This window comes from Dolichospermum sp. LEGE 00240, assembly GCF_015207875.1.
GTDB lineage: Bacteria > Cyanobacteriota > Cyanobacteriia > Cyanobacteriales > Nostocaceae > Dolichospermum > Dolichospermum gracile.
Map to the genome: position 1 here is coordinate 21,305 of NZ_JADEVZ010000051.1, position 16,487 is coordinate 37,791.

Genomic DNA, 16,487 nt, shown 5'->3' on the forward strand with positions numbered 1-16,487 from the left:
ATTTTCCAGACTTTGAAGATTAAAATTAAAAGATTCCTAACTTTTCAATTAAGTTGGGGATTTTATTTTTGTCATATTCTTGTGTCCAAAACTGCAATAATAAAAGATGTCTAATTACTTGTTCTAGTAAACTTTTAACTTGATGCTTATCTCTTTTTGCCAAAGATTCCAACTCCTCAATTAAATTTTCTAAATCTAACTCATCAAAACGACTTTGTTTTAATAATTGAATAGTTTCTAATAACCATAAAGTGATCATCAGTTTCATAGAGTTGCTGTAAATTAGTAATAACTGTCATAATTTCACCTTTTGTTATTTACAAATAACACATATCTTACGAATCACAAAATCTACCTCGACGTGCAGCCAATTCCTGTGGGAAAATTGAGGATATCCAGATAGTTGAAACTGTTCCCAGTTAAGAGTTAAGAGTTAAGAGTTCCCCGCCCTCAAAGAGAACTTATTCAGCAAACCTTATCTAGCTTACCATAGACCAGAACTACTTATTGAAGTGCGGGATGTGGGTTATACTGCTTTACGCTTGAGAAGTCTGAAATTATCAAGAATTATCAGAGTTCTGAATTTATATAAATGATTGAGTGGAAAATATGTATAATCAAAATGGTTACTACGTAAATCTATCATCTTTTAGTCTTGTGTGCGGTTAAAAATGAACAGTAATTCATCTATCCAAGTAGAGCTAAAACAAGAACTTTGGTTCTCGTCGTCAGAGATGGGAAACAGGAATATATTGCCAAAACAAAGCCAATGTACGGATTCATTTGCACATAATTGTCAGGATTTTTGGCAATTATGGGAATCACATCGAGGTTATCTTTATAACTGTTGTTTAAAATGGCTCAACGGTAATTACTATGATGCGGAAGATGTAGTCAATCAGGTAATGCTTAAAGCTTGGAGTCAATGGACACAATCTACAAATGACATTGAATATCCTAAATCGTGGTTATCTCAAATTACTTATAACTATTGCATTGATGTCTATCGAAAACGTCAACGAGAAGCTGGAAAAATTGATAATGTTGACGATATTAAACTTGCAGATCATCCAGCACTTACTTCTAATTTAGCACTTCCCGAATCCCAGCTTTTGAACGTGGAAATGGCGGCATATCTCAAGTATAGAATTGCATTTTTACCCGATAGATTACGCCATCCTTTGATATTACATTGTTGTCAAGAAAAATCCTATTCAGATATTGCTAAACAACTTGCCCTTTCTGAAGAGAACATTCGTAAACGTATTCAAGAAGCGCGAAAGATTCTACAAAAGCAGTTAAAGAAGTATCTTGCGGGGGAAGATAACACTGCTTTTGATTCCCTTTCACCATTAAACACGGTAATTCCAATAGGAGAAAAATTAGAATCTGAGCAAATATGGAATCATGATTGGGAATCATCAATACCTACAAAAAGCCAACAGCAAGAAATTAACTACAAAGCAACTTTAATATGCCTGGAATCTTTGCCACATCATTGGTACAATTCACCGATTCATCTGGGATAAAAATGAATGCTCAGTTATTCATAGCAGAAAAATCAGCCAGACAACAGCAGAGAGTTATCACTTTAAACAAGTATATTGAAAAATATCCCCAAGGATGGGAAAAAAGATTAGAATTAGCTGATTTGCTGTACGAAATAGGAAATTGGCAACAAGCCGTTATCGAATATAATCAAGTAATTGTACGACAACCTCAACTACTTGATGTCCATCTGAAATTGGGGAAAATATTGCAGTTAATGGGACAAAAAAAAGAGGCTTGTAAAGCCTATAATACAGCCCTATTTTTGTCTGAAAATCCAGGAACTCAGTATCATATAAAAGGATTGATTGCAGTTTGCGAAGGTGACAATGAAAAAGCTCTCACAGCCTTTAATTTAGCCATAAATTCAGAACCTGATCAAGTATTTCACCGACTGGCTTTGTCACAGGTATATCAAAATGTAGAAAATCCCCTGGGTATTATCCGCAGCCTAGAGCCGGTTTTAGCAATTAATCCAGATGATGTTATGTCCCTGATTTACAGCTATGATGCCCTGATGGCGGTGGGGGATATACAAACAGCAAAAGAGAGGTTTAACAGCCTTATAGCCCTAGCTGGTGATGATTTTCGGGTAATACAACGACAAATTGATCAACGTTTGCTGGCGAGAATGGTATCCGGTGAAGAGGGGAAAATCACTAAAAAAATGATTACCTCCTTACTAGGAACAATTCCCCATAGTGTTGAAGTCCATAAATCCTTAGCCTACTATCACATTTTACGAGGGGATTGGGCGCAAGGGGTGAAGGTATTAGCCAAATTTACCACGGAATCCCCCAATCATCCCTACGGTTGGTATTATTATGGGCGGTGCTTATTCCACACAGGGAAATACCAGCAAGGGGCGGAAATGATGGGGAAAGCGTATTATCTGTATCCCCATGACCGGGAAATTTATCGGGGTTTGTGTGAAATTTTACCCTTTGCACCTGATCCAGAGAAGAGTAAAACGATTCTTGCTTCCATAGTGGAGGAGATGTTAACGCGCTTTCCTGAATGCTGGAGTATGTGGACGACTGCGGGGCGGGTATTGGTGGAACATTTTCCAGACATTGAACGGGGTTGTCAGGTTTCCGAACAGGGGACAAAACTACAACCCCAGTTAGCGGATACTTGGTTGCGTCATGGCCAGATGTTGATTTTGGCTCGTAAACATCGGGAAGCCCTGGAAGCCTTAAAAAAGACATGGGAGCTTTTACCAGATGGCGGTTATTTGCAATCCGTACCAGCGGCGTTTTGGTTGGGGGAGAGTTATCGAGTTTTGAAGAATGCTAAGGCTAGTAAACGGTGGTGGGAGGTAGCTGCTCAAGGATGTCAGGAGTTGAGGTTATTTAACCCAGCCATGGCTGATTACTGGTTAGGGAGGGTGATGATGGGTTTGGGGGATAAGTCGGGGGCTAGACGGGCTTATACAGGGGCTTTGAGTCAGCAGTTGTTGTATCCGGTGCGTGGGGAGGTGGAGGGAATTTTGGAGAAGCTTAAAAGGTAAGAGGCGTAAGGGTTATGGCGATTTATGGTGGTTTTTTTGGGGGGAAATTTGTCCTTAACTCGAAAAATTCACAAATGGGGGGAGTAAAACGTCTAAATAGTGTGGGAAGAAAAAACCACAATTTAATTCAACTCATCAAGGATTTTTGAAGATGAAATCTGCAACTAGAGTTTTTGCTGCTTTTCTATTGGCTATAACCATCGCCTTCGGTGGTTTTTCTGGCAATGCCCATGCTCAGTCGCCAGTGGGCGTCAATATTGGAATTGATGTTAATCAAACCATAGATCAAGTTTTAAAGCTAGTCACCACAACACAGAAGTTCCAAATGGTGATAATTAATAAAACTGGAAATACTCTTACCCGTGCGGGTGCTTACAATAATCTAGGAAATTGGGCTCTTGGTGATGTTCCTTCATCAAAGGCTCAATATAGAGATTGGACAGAGAGTGGTGCTGGGTATTTTACCTTTGCTTCTAACTATGCAGTTGGAAATACTGGAAAATATTTCCAACTTGGAGCTTCATTGCCTCCCGTAGGAAGAAGAAAAATTAATCTCTGTAACATAAATAGCCCTGGCAACGGTCCTGCAGAAGTATGTTGGGACGCCATGTCAAATGCTGATGACAAAAATGTGAGAAATGGTGAATTCTCTGGTAGAGCGCAGATGGGCAATAGAGATGGCAAAGTTCAGTGGATATATGAAGTGAGATAACTTGATCTAATTGACCTAAAAAGAGGTAGGTATGTTTTTTCCTGCCTCTTTTTTATTAGTTGCTGATTTTGAAAAACCTGTCATTTTGAGTTAACTAAGGATATCTAATTGATATGAAATCTCTAGCTAAAGTTTTTATTGCTTTGTTGTTGACTGTAACTATTGCCTTTGGTAGTTTTAATACTCGTGCCAACTCTTCACCTATAAGTTATATAGACCATAATCAAGTTAGTTCATCTGATCTACAACCGCAAATTCTTCCTAATCAAAGTATAGAAATACCAATGACCATAACCTATAAAAGGATCGTTGAAATAGCTAACAAGACTCAATGTATTCTTAGACCTGTAGGTGTTTATAATAAATCTTTAGAATGGCCTCTCGGTGATGTTGGTTCATTGCGACTAGTCGCTGAAAGATTTAATAGTGATACTTTTTCTTTTGCTTCTAATTATCGAGTTGATTGTGGAATAGGTAAAGAAAAAAGAAATTTACAGTTTTCAACTTCATTAGATACTGAAGGGAATAAAAAAATTAATGTTGGAGTTATTAATCAAAATGGCAATCAGCCAGCAAAATCAACTTGGGATAAAATGACAGATCCTAGTGATAAATCTCTCCTTAATCATCCTTTTGGGGTTAATGCTTTTATCAGACAAAAAGACCAAACATCAATCTGGCTGTTTGAAGTTGTAGAAAAATAATAACTTTTTTTGTAGAGCCGCTAGTGCGATCGCCTGATCTTGTAGGGTGCGTTAATGAAATGTAACGCACCTTATGTATGTTTATTTACTGATTTTCGGTGCGTTACGCTGTCGCTAACGCACCCTACGTTTTTTGTCGTGGTTGATAGGTGCGATCGCTTGTTTCCTCACAAATCAATCAACTTAATTTAGTGCGATCTCCTGACCCTATAGGGTGTGTTAACGAAGTAACGCACCACTTTCATGATTAAATTCGGTGGGTTAGGGAAAGCGTAACCCAACAAATAAAGTTTTCTACCACTAAAATAGAAGTATAATTATAGATGCGATCGCTCAGTTACACTAATTTTAGTATTAAGACAATATGCTAAAATGTGGTGAGGTGAAAGTAAATACCAACAGTTCTATATATAAGGGGATAGCGATTTTTCTTTTATTCAGATGAGGGAAATGAGCCGATTCATATTCATGTGCAGAAAGGAGACAGTGAATGTAAATATTGGCTAGACATCGATCTGTACGAGATTCGTGAGGCTTATTCATATCAAATGTCATCACGAGACACGCGGGAAGTCAAGAAGATCATCTTGCAAAACTTTGATGAAATAGTAGATGAATGGCAAACATTTAGGAATTGGCAAAATGGATAAGCAATACAACATATCAAATATTGACTTTAATGGAGAGTTGATGATTCTATCAGTAGATGGAAAAACTTATCAAATCCCAATTATCCAAGCATCTAAGCGACTTGCTCAAGCAACAGATATGGAGCGCAAAATGTATCGTATTTCGACCTCTGGTTATGGTATTCATTGGTACGCCATTGATGAAGACTTGACAACTAAAGGACTAATCAAACTAGCAGAGATCGCCAAGACGGCTTAAAGTGTGATAGTGAAGCACTGCTGTAAGCAGATCGACCCTCATCCTGAATCTATGAAATCAAGGGTGGGATTTGTTCTAACGAAACTAAACCATTCTCTTCAAAATCAATCTCCAGATGATATCCTGCCATCAAAGCCGTTCCCAATAAAGGTTTAAAACCAGATGCTAAAATAGGAACTACTTTTTCTCGATTGTCCCAAACAATGGTTGCTAAATGTATAGATAACAACGTCTCCCTACCATCGGCTAATCTAGCAAGGGTAGTGGAATATAACGGCAGATTCATCGCGCTGACGGCTTGTGGTGGTAAGGTAAGATGGTCGTTGAATCCAGTATCAATAATAAAATTAATAGAAAAATTTGGTTGTGTCGGTAAACGGAAAATTACTGGCACAATCGCTTTGCTATCAATCAATCTCCCGTAAATCATTTGACAGTACGCTCAATCGCTCCCCCAAAGCTGACAGCAACATCATAACCAATCCGCATCGTAAATAATCTGGCATTTGGTTTCTTTTGCTTTAACTTTAATGCAGTTTCTACGCCAGTTTTATCAATTCCGTATTCACCGGTTTCCGCATCAATTACAATCATTTTGCCAATGTGATCATCACATTCCACTTGTTGACGAATGCCATTTTCGTAAAATTGTTTAGCCCTTTCGGCAACTTCCTCTAGGGTCCAAAAAATAGCCTGCATGATCATTACACCTCCTTTATGCTGTTTAATTATTTTAGCTGAATTTTAACCTGTATAGTGATAGTGCGATAGCGAAGCGCTCCGCAGGAATCAAATAATCAAACAGAAGTCAAATTGATATTTGATACAGAGCGCGATCATTATCAAGTTATTAATATTGGTTGGCAAGAACTAACGCGAATATTTGGTTGTATTATTTACGTAGAAATTAAAGATGGCAAAATTTGGATTGAACGCGATGGCACAGAAATCGGAGTAGCTAATGAATTAGTAGAAGCCGGAGTTCCTAAACAAGATATAGTTTTGGGTTTTAAAGCTCCATACAAACGGAAATTTACCGAGTTTGCTACTAGTTGAAGCCTATCCATCAAAGCCGTTCCCAATAAAGGTTTAAAACCAGATGCTAAAATAGGAACTACTTTTTCTCGATTGTCCCAAACAATGGTTGCTAAATGTATAGATAACAACGTCTCCCTACCATCGGCTAATCTAGCAAGGGTAGTGGAATATAACGGCAGACTCATCGCGCTGACGGCTTGTGGTGGTAAGGTAAGATGGTCGTTGAATCCAGTATCAATAATAAAATTAATAGAAAAATCTGGTTGTGTCGCGAGCGGTTTTCATCTTAGGGCATAAAATCCGCATTGAGAATCTGAACTAAAGAAAAAGATGGTTCTTCAGGGAATAAAGTTGCGGGAAGTTGATATTTGTTTATTGTATCATTTCTAGCATCTGTATAACAATCTAGAAATACATCATTTAAAATAGCTTTTAAACTCGGACTATCTGCCAGAGTATAGGCTATTTGTCGTCTTTGTTCAACAACAGTATTACGCCACCTCCTAGCATTATAATCTTTTTCCTCTATAATCTTTTTCCTCTATCCAATATTGTAGTTCTAATAAATTAGACAACCACCTAATTCAACTTCGCAAGTAATTGACGAATTACATCTCTATCTCTAGCATCAGGAACTTTAATTAAATAAATTTGTAAATCTTCCGCCGCTTGAGAAAAATGCCCTAGTTGATAATACAATAAACCCCTATCTCTTAATTCAAAACTTGCTTCTGGAAACAACAGTAAAATCCGTTCTACTGTTCTTAAACTCCTTTCTAGATCCTGCTTTTGCAGATAAATATATTTTAAATTAGTCAACATTCGCGTTAAAAATTGCCGATTACTCACAACCGCTAAAAATTCAGGTCTGAGCGTCACCTCTTGCTGATAAATTTGTGAAAGTCTTTCTTGACAGTCTTGGGCAAACATCACCTCACCACCATTAAAGGCATCCACAAAAATCCCTATATCTTCCACATCTGGACGAATCAAAAAATGTCCCGGCATTCCTACCCCAACCATCGGAAAATCAATCCGTTTGGCTACCTCCATATAAACCAGTGCCAAAGTAATCGGAATACCCGTTTTCCGTTCAATGACATCATTTAAAAAACTATTGCGGGGGTCATAATAATCAAGTTTATTACCATCAAATCCCAATTCTTCGTATAAGTACTGATTAATACTTTGAATAACCCGTAGAGGATAGCGAAAAGAAGGCAACCTTTCTTCTAATTCCATTGCCATTGTATCAAAAGCATTTAAATATTCTTCAGTATCAATATCTGGATATTCTTCCTGGGCAATATATAAAGCTGCCTTTGCGAGATTGATATCCTCGTCAGGTTGTTGAATCTCTTGGTAAAAATACTGTCGTGCTGACGAGAAGTTCATAAGCAATCAGGATGAAGCGATTAGAGAAAAGTACAGAGTTTTTTGTGTCTACCCTTATTTTAGATGATTCAATAGATTTATGGAACATAGTTCGGAGCTATCCATTCTAAAACCTTTTAACTAACTATTAAACACAAACAGGAGCAAAAACTTGAATAAAGCTGGGTTTCCTAAAAAACCACACAATTCCTACCCTCTCTCTGGTGATGATATACCAGTAGCTTTACGCGATACAAATGATGCCGGATCTAAGATCAAAGTCCAACCTGTGGTTTTAATTATAGGTGGATTAACAGGATTTTTGCTGCTGGCTGTGACTAGTGGTTTTTTGTTCTCGTTGACGACACCTAAGCCAACTGCTAATTCTCTAGCTACACCAATTAGTTCTACACCTGTAGCTACCAATACCCCAGTCAGTGATAATGATACGGTGTTGGGGCATTTTCCGTACTCAGAAGCACCAGCATCAGAATTATCGCCAATTACGGACGACGGCAGAATCAGAATGAGAAAAGCTGCCGCTGTCAAATTTCAAGCAATGGTACAAGCAGCTAGAAGTGCGGGTGTAATTTTAGTACCAATTTCTGGCTTTCGGTCCGTGGAAGAGCAAAAACAGTTGTTTTTTGGTGTAAGCGCACAGCGTAATCAAACTCCAGCAGAACGAGCAGCCCTCAGCGCACCACCAAATCATAGTGAACATCATACAGGTTATGCGGTAGATATTGGCGATCGCACAGTCCCAGCCACTAATCTCCAAGCCAATTTTGATAATACCAAAGCTTATCAGTGGTTACAAGCCAATGCGGCGAAGTTTAGTTTTGAACTTTCCTTTCCGAAAAATAATCTTCAAGGTGTCAGTTATGAACCTTGGCATTGGCGTTTCGTCGGTGATACTGATAGTTTAGAAACATTTTATAAAGCCAAAAATATCCAACCTGTAAAAACACCATAGTTTATGATAATTAGAGAATATCAGTTATCTGATACTGAAGCAATTATGGGCGTTGCTGATTAAGGGTATGAATTTTAGTCTCACGCAAAGGCGAGGCAGCGAGGTCTTGGCGGTTTCCCCCATGAGCGACTGCCGTAGCAAAGACGCACTGAGGTTTGAGTTTTCAAGATTCAATTTGGGAATTTCATACCTCGATTCAGCAACGCCAAAAATCAAACTGGTTTGAAATACTAAGGGTGAGTCACTGCGGGTTAGATAAATTACGAATTGTTGAATCTCTTTTTCGGGAAATTTCCGGTGTAAACCCAGGGGATAGTCTGCCGTGCGAAAGGGTATCTCTTCAACTGATTCGGGAGGATCATCATCTGATTTGTTTGAGCATAACACCAAACTGTGCGATCGCTACTATCCATAGATAAATCCGCTTCTCGAAACGTGACAAAACGAATAGATAGTAACTCAAGCCAACCGTTTTTCACCAATATTCCCAGCAAAACTACAGCGTATCCATCAAGATTGTAATCCACTAAAAATATCATGGCTTTATTGATGTACCTTGGGCTTTTTGCTTCTCAAGTTTTGCCCAAAGAGCCTTTAATCAACAAAATCGGTGCAGTTTCCCCACACCGATTTACATAATTTAACTCTAGTTTTCCGTGCCATATTCCTTACGCTAAGGCAGAAGCTTGGGGTTTGGCGAAAATCATTCTGCCGGCGGAGGTTTGTAAGGCGCTGGTAACTACTACTCGTAATTCACCACCCACATAACCCCTACCTTCTTCCACTACTACCATTGTGCCATCATCTAAATAGCCAATGCCTTGAGTTGGTTCTTTTCCTTCTTTGAGAATTTTCAAATCCAGATTATCACCAGGTAAATAATTCGGACGGACGGCATTTACTAAATCATTAACATTCAAAACTGGAACTTTTTGGACACTGGCGACTTTAGATAAATTGTAATCATTGGTAAGTAATGTGCCATTGATTTCTTGAGCAAAACGGACTAATTTAGCATCAACGGTGGGAGTATCTTCGTAGTCTACAGGGTTAATTAAAATGCGTTCCGGGTAAGTTTCCCGAATGCGGTTGAGAATTTCTAATCCTCTTCTTCCCCTGACCCGTTTTTGATCCTTACTCGCATCAGCTACTTGTTGCAATTCCTGTAAAACAAATTGGGGGACAAGAATTAAACCCTCTAGAAATCCCGTTTCTAGCAATGTTTCAATACGACCATCTATAATACAGCTAGTATCTAAAACTTTGGTGTTGGCAGGTTTGAGAGTTCCTTCCACTACCATGCTTTCGACAGTATTGGGGTTAATTAATCTTAACAAACCTCCTCCATGAGTATCTGCTAAATTCATCCCGGTGACAGAGAGGATAATACTGCCAACAACGGCGACAAGAGGTTTGATAAAACCAAAATCTGGGGGAATGGGTAATAAAAATAGCGGGGCTAACATCAGATTGGCGAGTAGTAGCCCAATTACTAAGCCAATGGCACGGGTTAAGATGACTTCTAGGGGCATTTCCCGGACTTGTGATTCTAGACGACGGTATGTAGTCTGGAAACTTAAGCCCACTGCACCACCAATAATGGCAGCAAACACGGCTAGAATTAAGCGTAAGGCATCTAAATTGGTAACTCCAGTGAGAGTACCTGGGGGGAGGAGGTCGGTGCTGAAATAACCTATCCCCGCCGCTGCCAAGATAAATGAGAGAATAATAATGACATCCAGCATGGTTGTGTTGTGTTCCTACAACGATATTTATTCGATAGAGTAAAGTATGCTTGTTTGAGTCCACCCGAGTTCGACATAAGATAATTTTTGGAAAACTGCCCCAAATATGAGTCTCAAAACCTTATGATCTCGTTGAAAAAATCATAACTCTGTTCGCGTAGCGTCTCCGAAGGAGAAACTCCTAACACCGAACTCAGGTGAGTCCTTTTTTGTGATGGAATGATCTTAGCTGCTCAGGCAGACAGAATATGCCAACATTATAACCAAAGGGTTTTTACTGCATATTATTTTTATTTTTAGGGAAAAAGGATAAAAAGTTGTAAACTAACTCCTCATTTTCATTATTTTTAACAGTCAGATTAAATTAACTTCACTATTTTTCAACATGAGTCAAAAAGATGTTGGTTGGGGGATGCCCGGTTCTGCTTATGTGCATATTCCCTTTTGTCGGCGACGGTGTTTTTATTGCGATTTTCCGGTATTTGTAGTGGGCGATCGCTCACGGGGTGAAAATTCTGGGACAATTGGCGAATATGTTGAAGTTTTATGTCAAGAAATCAGAATTGCACCAACTTATGGTCAACCTTTAGAAACAATTTTTTTTGGTGGTGGGACTCCTTCGTTATTATCAACAGCACAGTTGCAATCTATATTGACAACCTTAGAACAGCGATTTGGCATGGCCTCCGGGGTAGAAATCTCTATGGAAGTTGACCCAGGGACCTTTGATTTCGCACATATTGCTGGTTATCGCAGCTTAGGAGTAAATCGCGTCAGTTTGGGTGTCCAAGCCTTCCAAGAAGAATTGTTAAAAACTGCTGGGCGATCGCATTCCCTTGTAGATATATTTACAGCTATAGAGTTAATTCACAAGGTGGAGATTCCCGAATTTAGCTTAGACTTGATTTCTGGCTTACCGCACCAGTCCTTAGCACAATGGCAAGATTCCTTAACCCAAGCAGTAGCAGCTACACCAACTCACATTTCCATCTATGACCTGACTATTGAACCAGGAACAGCCTTCAATCGTTATTACAAACCGGGAGATCATCCTTTACCCACAGATGAAACCACAGTCAAAATGTATCAACTGGGGCAAAAAACCTTAACTGATGCTGGGTACGAACATTACGAAATTTCCAACTATGCCCAACCAGGACATCAATGCCAGCATAATCGAGTTTATTGGCAAAATCGTCCCTATTATGGCTTTGGTATGGGTGCAGCCAGCTATATTCATGGTAAACGCTTCACCCGTCCCCGCAAAACCCAGGAATATTATCAATGGTTAAAAGCTGGTGCTGTGATTGATTGTGAAGTCACACCAAAGGCAGATGTTTTGTTAGAAACTTTAATGTTAGGGTTACGGTTAGCCGAAGGGGTAAGTTTAAATTCCCTGGTAGCAAATTTTGGCAATCATCAAGTAGAGAAAATTCAAAGCTGTTTGCAACCATACTTTGCTCAGGGTTGGGTGAAGATTGTTGGGGATAGGTTACGTTTTAGCGATCCCGATGGTTTTATATTTTCTAACGTGATGTTAGCGAAGTTGTTTGAAAAGTTGGGAGAATGATGATTTTACCTCACGCAGAGGCGCAGAGGCGCAGAGAGTAAAAATTTGAGACTTTTTAATTTAGCAAAGCCGATTATTGCATCATATCATCATTTGCAGATTCACCGGGATAAAAGTTTAAGTTAATTATATCTTCCCATAAATATAGACATTGAGGAGGGAAAGTTAATAAAGGTAAATTGGTTTCTCCTGATGCTAAATCCCTAGCATTTTCATAAGCTTCCTCAAGTGCTACTTCTAGAGAAGACTGCAAACTAGGATTTTCACTCAGTAATTTTATAATATCCCGGCGTTGAATCCGAATAGTTGCTAACCAACTGCGACTACGTTTTGATGATTGATATTCCCACTTTAATAAATGTCCAATTAAAATACTCAAACGACTTCTTAATTCTTGGCGTTCCTTTCTCCCCAAAGATTCAACTTCCTCAATTAAATTAGCCAAATCAACTTGATTCCATTGCTGATAACGTAATAAATTAGCCTGTTGTTGAGTCCAGGCGTAAAAATCAGTTTCATAAAGATGATCATTCAGGTTTACAGCGGATTCTTTCGCCTTTTGTGTCTGCATAATTAAAACCTAGTAACCTTGAATTAATTATAATCGAACTTGCTTCTTTAATGGCTGCAACTGAGTCAGAACTATTTCCATTTACAGTATGGACTTTTTTCAACAGTACCATCGGGCATAATGGTATCCCAAATCAAATTGAAATGTCCAGTGATGAGCATACCGATAGCCCCTTTGAATTTAGCGTCAATCAAAACAGCATATTCACAATAGCCTATGGTAGCACCGCTATCGCCCATCATTTAAGCCATCAAGAATTTTAAAAAATGATTTATCATAAAAAGATAGCTTTTCAAATGAAACCTAATGAGTCAAGTCCTCACCCTAGAACTTAGCGATGCCGACTATGCTGAACTCAGACATCGCGCTGAATTAGCAGGTACAACCATCACTGAATGGGCGATCGCCTCCCTAAAAGAACATAAACATCCCATCAAACCAAAACTACGCAATGAAATAGAAAAAGCATCTGCCCGCCAACGATTTCGCCGTCATGCTGGAATAATATCTCTTGGATATGCAACAGGTGCAGACAATGAAAGCATTGACACTGACCTCGCCAAAGCATACGCCAATGAACTTGGAGAAATTGCATAGTGATATTTCTGGATACATCAGGCTTACTGTGTTACATCCATAACGGCGAGCCACAACATCTTAGCGCCATCAAAGCTTTCGATGCAGCAAATACCTTCTTAACCCATAGCTATGTTCTATCCGAATTTGTCGCACTAGCTCAAGTTCGGAATTTACCACGAATTGAATCTCTGAATTTCATAACTGATTTACTGGATAATCCCGATATTGAGACAATATGGGTTGATGAAGAACTGCATCAAGAATCCGTCAATCTCCTGATGAATCGCATGGATAAATCATATTCGTTGTGCGATGCTGTCAGTTTCGTTTTGATGCGCCGCAGAAATGTAATGGAATCTCTAACTACAGATCGTCATTTTGAGCAGGAAGGTTTTGTAAGATTGCTGACCTCTTAGTAATAACCCAAATTCATTCTAACTCCTTTCTTCCTTTGCGCCTTTGCTCCTTAGCGTCTTTGCGCGAAATCAAAACCCTAAAAAGTCACCACACTCCGAATAGACTCCCCCCTGTGCATCAAATCAAAAGCATCATTAATCCTTTCAATCGGCATTACATGAGTAATTAAATCATCAATATTAATCTTCCCATCCATATACCAATCTACAATTTTCGGTACATCTGTCCGCCCTCTAGCACCACCAAAAGCTGAACCTTTCCAAACCCTTCCAGTTACTAATTGAAAGGGACGAGTGCTGATTTCTTTACCCGCACCAGCCACACCAATAATCACACTCACACCCCAACCTTTATGACAACATTCCAAAGCTTGACGCATGATATTGACATTACCAATACATTCAAATGAATAGTCAGCGCCACCGTTTGTTAAATCTACCAAATAAGGAACTAAATCACCTGCAACTTCATTAGGATTCACAAAATGCGTCATTCCAAATTTTTCCGCCAATTCGCGTTTATTGGGATTAATATCTACACCAATAATTTTATTTGCGCCTACCATTCGCGCCCCTTGAATCACATTTAAACCAATTCCACCCAAACCAAAAACTACTACATTTGCGCCCGGTTCTACTTTAGCTGTGTAGATAACCGCACCAATACCTGTTGTGACACCACAGCCGATATAACAAACTTTATCGAAAGGCGCATCTTCCCGAATTTTGGCTACGGCAATTTCTGGCAATACCGTATAATTAGCGAAAGTGGATGTACCCATATAATGATGAATCCTGTCGCCACCGATACTAAAACGGCTAGTACCATCGGGCATTAACCCCCGTCCTTGTGTACCACGAATTGCTTGACAGAGATTGGTTTTGAAGCTTAAACAATAATCACATTGCCGACATTCAGGGGTGTATAAAGGAATTACATGATCTCCTGGTTTAAGACTTTTGACATCAACCCCTACTTCGACAACTATACCAGCGCCTTCATGTCCTAAAATCGCCGGAAATAAACCTTCAGGATCATCACCGGAAAGGGTAAAAGCATCAGTATGACAAACCCCACTGGCTTTAATTTCAATTAATACTTCCCCTGCTTGTGGTGGTGCTAATTGTACGGTTTCGATTGCGAGGGGTTTACCTGGGGTGTAAGCTACTGCTGCTTTGACTTCCATTTGGTTCTCCTTGGGGAATTTACGTAATTTTATCTCACGCAGAGGCGCAGAGTCCCTACAGAGGAGAATTTTTAATTACTTGTCAAATTATTCTCTGTATAGTACATTAGTACCTATCACATGAGAAACCCCCCCACCTTCACAAGTGGGGCTTTATTAACTATCAGATTTTGTTAAAATCGCATTCACTGGTTTAAATTAGTTAAAGGCAGTGGCTGTTTTGGCAACTATAATAAATTTTGTCTGAGCTGCAACCATTTTTTAATTTATCCACTTTTGCGATTAATTCAGTCTGTAACAAACATGATAAAACCTGCCCTTACGAAAATTGGCGCTCAAATGTCCAACTTAACTGGCGTAAGAGCGATTATGAAAGATATTAACGAAACCCTCAGAGCTAGTAAGGGACAGGAATTATATAATTTGAGTGCTGGCAATCCGTTGATTTTACCAGAGGTAGAACAATTATGGCGCGATTGTACGGCGGATTTATTAGCTAGTTCTGAATACGGTGAAGTTGTTTGTCGTTATGGTTCAAGTCAAGGTTATTCACCATTAATTGAGGTTATTGTCAAGGATTTTAACCAGCGTTATGGGTTAAGTTTAACTGAGCGGAACATTTTAATTACTGCGGGTAGTCAAACTATCTATTTTTACGCCGCTAACGCTTTTGGTGGCTATACTAGCGATGGCAGTTTGAAAGAAATTGTCCTGCCTTTAAGTCCAGATTATACTGGTTATGGTGGTGTTTGTTTGTTTCCAGAGGCTTTGGTTGCTTATAAGCCTACTCTGGATATTGACGCAGACGCACATAGATTTAAATATCGTCCTGATTTTAATCAACTTGCGATTACTGAAAATACGGGTTGTGTGATTTTTTCCCGTCCTTGTAATCCAACTGGTAATGTTTTAACTAATGATGAGGTGAATAAGATCACCGCTTTAGCTGCACCTTATGATGTACCTGTGCTGATTGACTCTGCTTATGCACCCCCTTTCCCGGCTTTGAATTTTACGGAAATGACTCCGGTATTTGGGGAAAATATTCTCCACTGTATGAGTTTATCAAAGGCGGGATTGCCTGGGGAACGGATTGGGGTAGCGATTGGGGATGAAAATCTGATTCAGGTTTTGGAATGTTTCCAAACTAATGTGGGGATTCATTCTTCTCGATATGGTCAAGCGATCGCTGCCCGGGCGATAGAATCAGGTACATTAGCCAATATTGCAGAAAATGTGATTCGTCCTTTTTACCAGAAAAAGTTTGATGTTTTAGAAAGTACATTGGAAGCAGCAATGCCGAAAAATTTACCTTGGTTCTTACATCGTGGTGAAGGGGCGATTTTTGGCTGGTTGTGGTTGCAAGATCTACCCATGACTGATTGGGAATTTTACCAGGAATTAAAGAAGGTGGGTGTGATTGTTGTTCCTGGTAGTAGTTTCTTCCCTGGTTTGAAGGAGGAATGGAAACACAAACATCAGTGTCTGAGAATTAGTTTAACTGGTAGTGATGAGGAAATTACTATCGGTATGCAGCGTTTAGCGAAAGTTGCTGAACAGGTTTATGAAGTTGCGGCTGTAAGTGTGTAAGAGAAATGAACCACGAAGACGCAAAAAACACAAAGAAGAATGTAGGGGCGGGGTCTCCCCGCCCTAATTCGGGGTCTCCCCG

At 39.3% G+C, this 16,487-nt stretch carries 21 protein-coding genes and 2 pseudogenes; 13 read left to right on the forward strand and 10 right to left on the reverse strand.

Going from position 1 to position 16,487, the window contains the following annotated elements; genetic code table 11:
* Nucleotides 1–61: 61 nt before the first annotated feature.
* Nucleotides 62–299 (reverse strand): annotated as a pseudogene (locus tag IQ226_RS16545) (DUF29 domain-containing protein); the annotation flags it as partial.
* A gap of 372 nt (nucleotides 300–671) precedes the next feature.
* Between IQ226_RS16545 and IQ226_RS16550 the strand changes: the two are divergent.
* From IQ226_RS16550 to IQ226_RS16575, 6 genes are all read left to right on the forward strand, one after another.
* Nucleotides 672–1,529 (forward strand): RNA polymerase sigma factor, encoded by an 858-nt coding sequence (locus IQ226_RS16550; protein WP_193897073.1) that lies wholly within the window; start codon nucleotides 672–674, stop codon nucleotides 1,527–1,529.
* A complete protein-coding gene (locus tag IQ226_RS16555) occupies nucleotides 1,475–3,058 on the forward strand; it encodes a tetratricopeptide repeat protein (RefSeq protein WP_228039503.1) in 1,584 nt (527 codons plus the stop codon). Before IQ226_RS16550 ends, IQ226_RS16555 begins: the two co-directional genes overlap by 55 nt.
* 151 nt (nucleotides 3,059–3,209) lie before the next feature.
* Nucleotides 3,210–3,770: a hypothetical protein gene (locus IQ226_RS16560; protein ID WP_193897075.1), complete on the forward strand. Its 561-nt coding sequence runs from the start codon at nucleotides 3,210–3,212 to the stop codon at nucleotides 3,768–3,770.
* Between the two features lie 113 nt (nucleotides 3,771–3,883).
* Nucleotides 3,884–4,474 (forward strand): hypothetical protein, encoded by a 591-nt coding sequence (locus IQ226_RS16565; protein ID WP_193897077.1) that lies wholly within the window; start codon nucleotides 3,884–3,886, stop codon nucleotides 4,472–4,474.
* Nucleotides 4,475–4,944: 470 nt separating this feature from the next.
* Complete coding sequence (locus tag IQ226_RS25990) at nucleotides 4,945–5,124, forward strand: DUF4160 domain-containing protein (RefSeq protein ID WP_370567175.1); 180 nt, start codon at nucleotides 4,945–4,947, stop codon at nucleotides 5,122–5,124.
* Nucleotides 5,087–5,362 (forward strand): DUF2442 domain-containing protein, encoded by a 276-nt coding sequence (locus IQ226_RS16575; protein WP_213799028.1) that lies wholly within the window; start codon nucleotides 5,087–5,089, stop codon nucleotides 5,360–5,362. Before IQ226_RS25990 ends, IQ226_RS16575 begins: the two co-directional genes overlap by 38 nt.
* A gap of 49 nt (nucleotides 5,363–5,411) precedes the next feature.
* On the opposite strand, the gene IQ226_RS16580 is transcribed toward IQ226_RS16575, so the two are convergent.
* Both IQ226_RS16580 and IQ226_RS16585 read right to left on the reverse strand, forming a co-directional pair.
* Entirely contained in the window at nucleotides 5,412–5,792 is a 381-nt protein-coding gene (locus IQ226_RS16580; RefSeq protein ID WP_148762214.1) for a clan AA aspartic protease, read from the reverse strand.
* Nucleotides 5,789–6,061, reverse strand: coding sequence for a hypothetical protein (locus tag IQ226_RS16585; RefSeq protein ID WP_039200650.1), 273 nt, complete (start codon nucleotides 6,059–6,061; stop codon nucleotides 5,789–5,791). Before IQ226_RS16585 ends, IQ226_RS16580 begins: the two co-directional genes overlap by 4 nt.
* A gap of 114 nt (nucleotides 6,062–6,175) precedes the next feature.
* Here IQ226_RS16585 and IQ226_RS16590 point away from each other — a divergent pair, with 114 nt between their 5' ends.
* Nucleotides 6,176–6,418 (forward strand): XisI protein, encoded by a 243-nt coding sequence (locus tag IQ226_RS16590; RefSeq protein WP_228039504.1) that lies wholly within the window; start codon nucleotides 6,176–6,178, stop codon nucleotides 6,416–6,418.
* 38 nt (nucleotides 6,419–6,456) lie between these two features.
* Here the strand turns inward: IQ226_RS16590 and IQ226_RS25645 are convergent.
* The 3 genes and pseudogenes from IQ226_RS25645 to IQ226_RS16605 form a co-directional block, all read right to left on the reverse strand.
* Nucleotides 6,457–6,651: pseudogene (locus IQ226_RS25645) on the reverse strand (clan AA aspartic protease); the annotation flags it as partial.
* Between the two features lie 35 nt (nucleotides 6,652–6,686).
* Nucleotides 6,687–6,932 carry a DUF29 domain-containing protein gene (locus tag IQ226_RS16600; protein WP_370567177.1) on the reverse strand — a complete coding sequence of 82 codons (246 nt, stop codon included), beginning with the start codon at nucleotides 6,930–6,932 and terminating at the stop codon, nucleotides 6,687–6,689.
* Between the two features lie 47 nt (nucleotides 6,933–6,979).
* Entirely contained in the window at nucleotides 6,980–7,795 is an 816-nt protein-coding gene (locus tag IQ226_RS16605) for a SirB1 family protein (protein ID WP_193897079.1), read from the reverse strand.
* Nucleotides 7,796–7,946: 151 nt separating this feature from the next.
* Here IQ226_RS16605 and IQ226_RS16610 point away from each other — a divergent pair, with 151 nt between their 5' ends.
* Entirely contained in the window at nucleotides 7,947–8,747 is an 801-nt protein-coding gene (locus IQ226_RS16610) for a D-alanyl-D-alanine carboxypeptidase family protein (RefSeq protein WP_193897081.1), read from the forward strand.
* Between the two features lie 260 nt (nucleotides 8,748–9,007).
* On the opposite strand, the gene IQ226_RS16615 is transcribed toward IQ226_RS16610, so the two are convergent.
* Together IQ226_RS16615 and IQ226_RS16620 are read right to left on the reverse strand one after the other, a co-directional pair.
* Complete coding sequence (locus IQ226_RS16615; RefSeq protein ID WP_228039505.1) at nucleotides 9,008–9,286, reverse strand: hypothetical protein; 279 nt, start codon at nucleotides 9,284–9,286, stop codon at nucleotides 9,008–9,010.
* 129 nt (nucleotides 9,287–9,415) lie between these two features.
* Nucleotides 9,416–10,492 carry a PIN/TRAM domain-containing protein gene (locus tag IQ226_RS16620; RefSeq protein ID WP_193897083.1) on the reverse strand — a complete coding sequence of 359 codons (1,077 nt, stop codon included), beginning with the start codon at nucleotides 10,490–10,492 and terminating at the stop codon, nucleotides 9,416–9,418.
* Nucleotides 10,493–10,877: 385 nt separating this feature from the next.
* Between IQ226_RS16620 and hemW the strand changes: the two genes are divergently transcribed.
* Entirely contained in the window at nucleotides 10,878–12,062 is a 1,185-nt protein-coding gene (hemW, locus tag IQ226_RS16625) for a radical SAM family heme chaperone HemW (protein WP_193897085.1), read from the forward strand.
* A gap of 73 nt (nucleotides 12,063–12,135) precedes the next feature.
* On the opposite strand, the gene IQ226_RS16630 is transcribed toward hemW, so the two are convergent.
* Nucleotides 12,136–12,633 (reverse strand): DUF29 domain-containing protein, encoded by a 498-nt coding sequence (locus tag IQ226_RS16630; protein ID WP_193897087.1) that lies wholly within the window; start codon nucleotides 12,631–12,633, stop codon nucleotides 12,136–12,138.
* Nucleotides 12,634–12,683: 50 nt separating this feature from the next.
* On the opposite strand from IQ226_RS16630, the gene IQ226_RS16635 reads away from it, so the two are divergent.
* The 3 genes from IQ226_RS16635 to IQ226_RS16645 are packed head-to-tail and all read left to right on the forward strand — an operon-like array spanning nucleotide 12,684 to nucleotide 13,628.
* Complete coding sequence (locus IQ226_RS16635; RefSeq protein WP_193897089.1) at nucleotides 12,684–12,896, forward strand: hypothetical protein; 213 nt, start codon at nucleotides 12,684–12,686, stop codon at nucleotides 12,894–12,896.
* Nucleotides 12,897–12,939: 43 nt separating this feature from the next.
* Nucleotides 12,940–13,230, forward strand: coding sequence for a hypothetical protein (locus IQ226_RS16640; protein WP_193897091.1), 291 nt, complete (start codon nucleotides 12,940–12,942; stop codon nucleotides 13,228–13,230).
* Complete coding sequence (locus IQ226_RS16645) at nucleotides 13,230–13,628, forward strand: type II toxin-antitoxin system VapC family toxin (protein ID WP_193897093.1); 399 nt, start codon at nucleotides 13,230–13,232, stop codon at nucleotides 13,626–13,628. The genes IQ226_RS16640 and IQ226_RS16645 overlap by 1 nt, the downstream gene beginning before the upstream one ends.
* Before the next feature lie 77 nt (nucleotides 13,629–13,705).
* On the opposite strand, the gene IQ226_RS16650 is transcribed toward IQ226_RS16645, so the two are convergent.
* Nucleotides 13,706–14,815, reverse strand: a complete 1,110-nt coding sequence (locus tag IQ226_RS16650; RefSeq protein WP_193897095.1) for an S-(hydroxymethyl)glutathione dehydrogenase/class III alcohol dehydrogenase — start codon at nucleotides 14,813–14,815, stop codon at nucleotides 13,706–13,708.
* Between the two features lie 306 nt (nucleotides 14,816–15,121).
* Here IQ226_RS16650 and IQ226_RS16655 point away from each other — a divergent pair, with 306 nt between their 5' ends.
* Nucleotides 15,122–16,405 (forward strand): valine--pyruvate transaminase, encoded by a 1,284-nt coding sequence (locus IQ226_RS16655; RefSeq protein ID WP_193897101.1) that lies wholly within the window; start codon nucleotides 15,122–15,124, stop codon nucleotides 16,403–16,405.
* The last annotated feature ends 82 nt before the right edge of the window (nucleotides 16,406–16,487 follow it).